Annotated in this window: 7 protein-coding genes; 3 read left to right on the top strand and 4 right to left on the bottom strand. The window is 66.1% G+C overall.

The features are described 5' to 3' along the window. Window positions 1-818 (top strand): KPN_02809 family neutral zinc metallopeptidase (gene ypfJ / locus P5705_RS23450; RefSeq protein WP_277463265.1); only part of this gene is annotated, 818 nt, incomplete at its 5' end. Window positions 819-896: 78 nt separating this feature from the next. On the opposite strand, the gene yedA is transcribed toward ypfJ, so the two are convergent. Then, window positions 897-1,817, bottom strand: coding sequence for a drug/metabolite exporter YedA (yedA, locus tag P5705_RS23445; RefSeq protein WP_213658414.1), 921 nt, complete (start codon window positions 1,815-1,817; stop codon window positions 897-899). Between the two features lie 154 nt (window positions 1,818-1,971). On the opposite strand from yedA, the gene P5705_RS23440 reads away from it, so the two are divergent. After that, entirely contained in the window at window positions 1,972-2,430 is a 459-nt protein-coding gene (locus P5705_RS23440) for an Lrp/AsnC family transcriptional regulator (RefSeq protein WP_277463263.1), read from the top strand. Window positions 2,431-2,541: 111 nt separating this feature from the next. Here P5705_RS23440 and P5705_RS23435 read toward each other — a convergent pair whose 3' ends face one another. Together P5705_RS23435 and P5705_RS23430 are read right to left on the bottom strand one after the other, a co-directional pair. After that, window positions 2,542-3,021 (bottom strand): NYN domain-containing protein, encoded by a 480-nt coding sequence (locus P5705_RS23435; RefSeq protein ID WP_277463262.1) that lies wholly within the window; start codon window positions 3,019-3,021, stop codon window positions 2,542-2,544. A 157-nt stretch (window positions 3,022-3,178) separates the two neighbouring features. Then, window positions 3,179-3,925 (bottom strand): DUF2076 domain-containing protein, encoded by a 747-nt coding sequence (locus tag P5705_RS23430; protein WP_277463261.1) that lies wholly within the window; start codon window positions 3,923-3,925, stop codon window positions 3,179-3,181. A 157-nt stretch (window positions 3,926-4,082) separates the two neighbouring features. Here P5705_RS23430 and P5705_RS23425 point away from each other — a divergent pair, with 157 nt between their 5' ends. Beyond that, entirely contained in the window at window positions 4,083-4,739 is a 657-nt protein-coding gene (locus tag P5705_RS23425; protein WP_277463259.1) for a YciC family protein, read from the top strand. 6 nt (window positions 4,740-4,745) lie between these two features. Here P5705_RS23425 and hrpB read toward each other — a convergent pair whose 3' ends face one another. Continuing rightward, the gene (hrpB, locus tag P5705_RS23420) at window positions 4,746-7,274 is read right to left on the bottom strand and encodes an ATP-dependent helicase HrpB (RefSeq protein ID WP_277463258.1); all 2,529 of its coding nucleotides are present in this window, start codon (window positions 7,272-7,274) and stop codon (window positions 4,746-4,748) included. Window positions 7,275-7,343: the final 69 nt, after the last annotated feature.

The raw sequence follows: 7,343 nt of genomic DNA, 5'->3' as shown, positions 1-7,343 counted from the left end.
GGATGCGCTTCGGGGGCGGCAAGGGCCTGGGGCTGGGCGCCATCCTGCTGATCGTCGGTATCGGCTGGCTGACCGGGCAGGACCCCCTCCAGATACTCGGCCAACTCGCCGGGCAGATGGAACAGCAACAGACCGCGCCAGCCAATGTGGGCAGCAAGGCGCCACCGGCCAACGATGAACAGGCCGAGTTCGTCGCCTCGATCCTTGGCGACACCGAGGATACCTGGAAAGCCCTGTTCGCCCAGGCCGGCAAGCAATACCGCGATCCGAAGCTGGTGCTGTTCAGCGGCCAGGTCAACTCTGCTTGTGGCTTCGCCTCATCGGCGGTCGGTCCGTTCTATTGCCCGGGTGACCAACGGGTGTACCTGGACATGACCTTCTTCCGCGAAATGGAAACCCGCTTCCGCGCCGCCGGCGACTTCGCCCAGGCCTACGTGATCGCTCATGAGATCGGTCACCACGTGCAGACGTTGCTCGGGGTTTCGGCCAAAGTCGACGCGGCCCGGCGCAATGGCCAACGCATGGAGGGCGACAATGGCTTGCTGGTGCGCCAGGAACTGCAGGCCGACTGCCTGGCTGGCGTTTGGGCCTATCAGGCGCAGAAGCGCCTGAACTGGCTCGAGCCGGGGGATGTGGAAGAGGCACTCAATGCCGCCAACGCCATTGGCGACGATCGCCTGCAGCAGCAGGGCCAGGGCCGCGTGGTGCCGGACTCGTTCACCCATGGCACCTCGCAGCAGCGGGTGCGCTGGTTCAAGGCGGGGTTCTCCAGTGGTGACCTGAACCAGTGTGACACCTTTGGCGCGCGTAGCCTTTAAGCTCCGGGGGGCCGCTTCGCGGCCCATCCGCGGATGAATCCGCTCCTACAGCAGGCCTTGTTTTTCAGGCAATAGCCGCTATTTGCACATTTCTTCCTTCAACCCCGCTGGCTGCTCCGGTGCCTTGCGCCACTGCGGCAACCCGATCAGCACCACCGCACCGATGATCACCGCCATCGCCACGCACTCCTCGGCGCCAATCTGCTCACCGGCGAAGACAATCCCCAACAGCACCGCCACGGCCGGGTTGACGTAGGCGTAGCTGGTGGCCGCCGCTGGGCGCACGTGCTTGAGCAGGTACATGTAGGCGCTGAACGCCAGGATCGAACCGAAGAACACCAGGTAGGCCAGCGCCCCCCAACCTGCGGCGGTGGGCATCTGCGTCATGCGTTCACCACTCAGGGCACTGGCAATCAGCAACACGACACCCCCTACCAGCATCTCGGCAGCACTGGCCATGGCGCCTTGGGGCAGGGGCAGGTTCTTGCTCCACACCGAACCGAAAGCCCAGGCCGCCGCCGCGAACAGGATCAGCGCCGCGCCCATGGGGCTGGCCTGCAGGTTCGAACCCATGTTCAACATGCCGATACCGACCAGCCCAAGGGCAATCCCCGCCCATTCCAGGCGCGAGTTGCGGTGACCGAACATCAACCCGAATACCAGGGTGAACAGCGGCACGGTCGCCACCGCCAGGGCCGCCACGCCCGAGGCCACCCCCGCGTGCTCGGCCAGGGTCACGCCACCGTTGCCGCAACTGAGCAGCAAAAAGCCGATCGCCCCTGCCGCCCGCCACTGCGGCCAGGTGGGTGCGGGCACGCCGCGCCAACGCAGGAAGCCATACAGCAAGCAGCCTGCGATGACGAAGCGCACGCCCGCCATCAGCATCGGCGGCCATGACTCCACACCAATGCGGATGACCAGGTAGGTCGAACCCCAGACCAGGTACAGGGCAAGGAAGGCACCGACAAGCAACAGCGGGAAACGACGGGAGGCAGGCATGGTGTTGGGCTCGAAATCCGTTTACGGGTGACCTAGTTTAAGAAGGGCACCCGGCGAACATAAGTTACAAAACACGTTTAAATCACCCGAACACTTTGCTATGAACGGTAATTTTCAACCCTCACCGTTGATTGCAAAGCCACCAGGAAACGCCATGGATAAATACGACCGCATGCTGCTCGCCGCCCTACTGGAAAACGGTAGAGCCACCTACGCCCAGCTGGCGCGCCAGGTGAATCTTTCCGCCCCCGCGGTGGCTGAGCGAGTGGCCAAGCTCGAAGCCAGCGGAGTGATCAGTGGCTACACGGCCAAGGTCGATCTGGAGAAGATCGGCCTGCCGATCCAGTGCGTGATCGAGTTGCGCCTGGCCAGCCATGGCAACCAGCAGGCCTACGACGCCCTGACCCGCATCCCCGAACTGATCGAATGCCACCGGGTCACCGGCGACCCTTGCGTGATCATGCAGGCGGCAGTGGCGTCGATGGGGGAGCTGGAGGCGCTGATCAATCGAGTGTCGCAGTTGGGGTTCAGCAAGACCTCGATCGTGCTGTCGAGCGCGGTGGAACGTCGGGTGCCGCTGGCACACCTGGAAACCAACCCCAGAAAACCCTGACACCACACGCCCCTGTAGGAGCCAGCCTTGCTGGCGAACGCAAGGCAACGCCTTGCCGGGGTTTACCCGCTTGCCGCGGTTCGCCAGCAAGGCTGGCTCCTACAAGGAATGTCAGTGGCGCAGGAGCAGCTTGCCCTCGATCGGCACGTAGTGGCTCGCCGAACGGATCAACGACAACGCCGTCAGCCCTGGCACGCCATACACCACCGTCTCGACACCGTGGCGCTTTGCCGCCCGCTCCAGCAGCAGGTCGAAATCACCATCCCCCGAAGCCAGCACCACCTGGTCGACCCGCTCCGCCGCTTCGATCACATCGAGAGTGATACCCACATCCCAGTCGCCCTTGGCCGAACCATCTGCGCGCTGGATATACGGCTTGAGGCGCACCTCGAAACCGAGGTTGCGCAGGATCTGCTGGAACTGTTGCTGCTTGCTGTCGCCGCGGTCGATTGCATAAGCCACCGCCTCGACGATCTGGCCTTCGCGGCTGACCTCGGCCCACAGCGTGGTGTAGTTGAAGTGGCAACCATGGACCTGGCGCACGGTGTAGTAGAGGTTCTGCACATCGGCGAACAGCGCGATCTTCTTCAAGCCAGGGCACCTCGTTGAATGCGTGAGAGGGGCTGCTGCGCAGCCAATCGCAGCACAAGGCCGCTCCTGCAAGGGCGGTGTGATGCCTGCAGGAGCGGCCTTGTGCCGCGAACGGGGCGCAACGCGCCCCAGGATGCCAACGAGTATGCCAGACCCTTCAGACGAAGGTGTCGTCGTCAGAGAAGAAGCCGCCATCGTCGTTGCCGTAGTCGGTGTCGGCATACCCACCCTGGTCGTTGCCCCAACCGCTGTTGTCGGCCACCTGGCGCTGGCCGTCCTGGTCGTTCCAACCCCCGTGGTCGCTGGCCGGAGCCGGCTCCTCCTTGATCACCTCGACGACTTGTTCAGGTTGCGAGTTGTGGTTGAACAGGCTGCTGATACCCTGGGCCAGCAGCACGCCCCCGGCAACACCGGCGGCGGTCTGCACCGCGCCACCGAGGAAACTGCTGACACCGCTGCGGGCCGGCGCGGGCGCCGCGCCGAAACCAGGTTGCGGCTGGGGCTGGGCATAGGCCTGTGGCGCCGGTTCGCGCCAGCCACCGCCAGTAGACGGCGCTGGCGCGACCGAGCGTTGTGGCTCCGGCACCGGGTTGCGGGCACCTGCACCAAAAAGGCTGGAGAGAAAACCGCCACCGCCGCTGTTGCTGCTCGAACGGGTTGCCTCGAGCTGCGCGCGGGCCTGCTTGAGGTCGGCCTCCAACTGCTTGTTCTGTTCGTCCAGGCGCTTGATCGCCGCTTCCTGCACCAGGATCGCCTGGGCCATGTAGTACGGCGCCGCCGGTTGCTGGCGCAGGCGTTCCTCGATATGCGCCTGGGCCTGGGCATCACGCGGCTGGGCGGGATCCTCGGCTTGCTTGAGACGGCTGAACAGGCCGTCGATCAGGGTTTGTTCTTCAGTGTTCATCAGGGCAACCTCGTGCGCGGAACAGGACATCGGACAGCGTCAAAGATGGGGGGCCGGGCGCTGCGATTCAATTAACCGGGCCATGAAACTTTTTTCAGCAAGCGGGCGGTCTGGGCTAAAGTGATGCCCTGCTTTTTCTGCCATGCGATGTTGACCGATGAATCCGCTGAGCGTTCTGCGCGACTCCCTGTACTTCTTCCGCCGTCACCTGACGAGCATCCTCCAGCTGTGCCTGCCACTGGTGATGCTCGAGGCCCTGGGCACCCAACTGCTCTACCAGCAACTGGGCGAACAAGCCTCCCCCGCCTACGGCATGCTGGTCAGCCTGCTGTTCTACCCGCTGTACAGCGCCGCGCTGATCCTCTACCTCGACACCCGCAGCAACGGCCAGGCGATCGCCAAGCGCGACCTGTTCGCCCGCGCCGTGCAGCTGTGGCCGGCCTTGGCCCTGTTGATCCTGATCAGTTCGCTGCTGATCATGGCGGGCCTGGCGCTGTTCATCTTCCCGGGCGTGTGGATCATGGTGAACCTGGTGTTCGCCGAATACCTGCTGGTGCTGCGCGGCCTGCCGGTGATCGAGTCGATGCGCACCAGCGCGCGCATGACCACCGGGCACTTCCTGCGCATCATGGTCTGCATGCTCTCGGTGCTGGCCCCGCTATGGCTGATCGACGGCCTGCTGCTGACCGCATTCCCCGAGCCGCAGCCGGGTGTACAGCTGGTACTGGACAGCCTGAGCGGTTTCCTCCAGCTGTTCAGTACCGTGGTGCTGTATCGCCTGTTCATGTTGCTCGAAAGCGAAGCCGGCGCCTGAGCGCAATCAGGTACCCCTCGGCTTGGCCCGCGCCGTGGCCTCGGCCACCAGCGGGTCGTCCGGCCAGTAGTGCTTGGGGTAGCGTCCCTTCAAGTCCTTCTTCACCTCGGCGTACGTCGTGCGCCAGAAGTTGGCCAGGTCCTGGGTGACCTGCACGGGCCGGCGCGCCGGCGACAACAAGTGCAGCTTGACCTGCTGCCGGCCGTTGGCGATGCGTGGCGTGTCGGCCAGGCCGAACAGCTCCTGCAGGCGCACGGCGAGGATCGGCGGCTGCTCGCTGTAGTCCAGGCGGATGCTGGAACCCGACGGAACCGCCAGGTGCGAGGGGGCGAGTTCCTCCAGGCGCTGGGGCAGCGGCCAGGGCAGCAGGTTGCGTAGCAGCGACGGCAGGTCCAGGGCGGCGAAATGGCTCAGCCGCGAGACTTTGCCCAAGTAAGGTTGCAACCAGTCTTCCAGGCTGGCCAGCAACGCTGCGTCGCCCAGATCCGGCCATTCGCTCGCGCCCTGCTGCTGCAGGTCGAGCTGGCGCAACAGGGCGACACGGGCCTGCCACTGGCGCAGTTCGGGCGTCCAGGTCAGCAGGTTCAGGCCCTTGCGCCGCACCAGGCCCAGCAGCGCCTTCGCGCGGGTGTCATCGTCCAGGCCAGTCAGGGGTTCGCGGCTGAGCACCAGCTCGCCAACCTTGCGCTGGCGTTCGGCGCGCAGCACCTGTTCGCGCTCGTCCCAATCGAGCAGGTCGAGGCATTCGACCTGCTCGGCCAGCACGTCTTCGAACAACTGCGGATCGAAGTCGGCGGCCTGGTAGATGCGCTCCTCGCGCTGCCCCTGGCGGCTGCCCAGGTCGGCGATCACCAGCCATGGGCATTTCATCAACGCATCGACTTCGCTGAACATCGCCGCGCGGCCGTTGGCCAGGCGGTATTCGGCGCCACCCTCGCGGCGCTGCTGTGCCACGCGGTCCGGATAAGCCAGCGCCAGCAGCGCGCCGAGCCAGCGCGGGTGGTCGGGATCGGCCACTGCCGCACGCGGTTTGCCACGCAGTTGCCCGCGATACTGGCGCGCCAGTTGGCGCGCGCGTTGCACACCACCTTGGCCGCCGCGGCTCGCGCGGGTTTCGCCACCAAGCAGGGCAAGCCGAGTGTGCAGGTCGGCACCGCCGCCACGCAGGATATCGCGCTCGCCAAGCAAGGCGGCCACGTCGCAGGCCATGTCGGCCAACCCCAAATCCTGGCCGCGCAGCAGCAGGTGGGCGATGCGCGGGTGCGCGGGCAAACCGGCCATGGCCTGGCCATGTTCGTTCAGGTTGTCGCGGCTGCCGGGCTTGAAGGCACCGAGCCGCGCCAACAAGTCCTGGGCCTGAGCGTAGGCGGCAGCCGGTGGCTGGTCGAGCCAGCTCAGCTGTTCCGGAGGCACGCCCCAGCGCGCGAGCTGCAGGGCCAGCCCGGCCAGGTCGGCCTGGAGGATCTCGGCGCTGCCATGTGCGGCCAACTGATCGTGTTGTGCCTCGGACCACAGGCGATAGCACACGCCCGGTTCCAGGCGCCCCGCCCGGCCGGCACGCTGGGTGGCGCTGGCGCGGGAAATGCGCTGGGTATCCAGGCGGGTCATGCCGCTGCCCGGGTCGAAGCGCGGCACCCGGGCGAGACCGGCATCGATCACCACGCGCACGCCGTCGATGGTCAGGCTGGTCTCGGCGATATTGGTGGCCAGCACCACCTTGCGCTGGCCCTTGGGCGCCGGCTCGATGGCGGCGCGCTGGGCATTCAGGTCGAGCTCGCCGTGCAACGGGCAAAGCAGGATGCCGGGGCGATCGCCCAAAGCCTCCTGCAAGGACTGATGGACACGGCGGATCTCGGCCTGGCCGGGGAGGAACACCAGCAAACTGCCGCTTTCATCCGCCAGCGCCTGGAGCACGCAATCGACCACCCGCGGCTCGACGAATTCGCCAGGCTGGAACGGCCGGCTCCAGCGTATATCCACCGGGTGCATGCGCCCCTGGCTGCTGACCACCGGGGCCTCGTCAAGCAGCCGTGACAGGCGCTCGCCTTCCAGCGTCGCCGACATCAACAGGATCTTCAGCGGCGGCTCGTCGCGCAGCAGCGCGCGGCCATTGAGGCTCAGGGCCAAGGCCAGGTCGGCGTCGAGGCTGCGCTCGTGGAATTCGTCGAAGATCAGCAGCCCGACCCCCTCCAGTGCAGGGTCGGCCTGCAAGCGACGGGTGAGGATACCCTCGGTGACCACTTCGATGCGGGTGTTCGGCCCGACCTTGCTGTCCAGGCGAATGCGGTAACCGACCGTGCCACCCACCTGCTCCCCCCGTTCGCTCGCCAGCCGTTCTGCCGCGGCGCGCGCGGCCAGTCGGCGCGGTTCGAGCATGAGGATGGTCTGCCCGGCGAGCCATGGCTCGTCCAGCAGGGCCAGGGGCACGCGGGTGGTCTTGCCGGCGCCGGGCGGCGCCTCGAGTACCGCCTCGTCGCGCAGGCGCAGGGCCTGGCGCAGTTCGGGCAGTACTGCATCGATCGGTAATGAATTCATGGTGGTCCTCGAACAATCGTCCGAGTATAACGGCGAACCGAGCCTGCCCTATCATGGTCTTAGCTTCAG

The organism is Pseudomonas entomophila (genome assembly GCF_029478665.1).
GTDB lineage: Bacteria > Pseudomonadota > Gammaproteobacteria > Pseudomonadales > Pseudomonadaceae > Aquipseudomonas > Aquipseudomonas entomophila_F.
The sequence above is the reverse complement of the archived record's forward strand: the minus strand, read 5'-3'. Positions and strand labels throughout refer to the sequence as shown.

Excerpts from the sequence above, each read along its gene's own strand:
- P5705_RS23430 (WP_277463261.1), bottom strand. The coding sequence starts at position 3,925 with ATGAACACTGAAGAACAAACCCTGATCGACGGCCTGTTCAGCCGTCTC.
- hrpB (WP_277463258.1), bottom strand. The coding sequence starts at position 7,274 with ATGAATTCATTACCGATCGATGCAGTACTGCCCGAACTGCGCCAGGCC.
- yedA (WP_213658414.1), bottom strand. The coding sequence starts at position 1,817 with ATGCCTGCCTCCCGTCGTTTCCCGCTGTTGCTTGTCGGTGCCTTCCTT.
- P5705_RS23440 (WP_277463263.1), top strand. The coding sequence starts at position 1,972 with ATGGATAAATACGACCGCATGCTGCTCGCCGCCCTACTGGAAAACGGT.
- P5705_RS23425 (WP_277463259.1), top strand. The coding sequence starts at position 4,083 with ATGAATCCGCTGAGCGTTCTGCGCGACTCCCTGTACTTCTTCCGCCGT.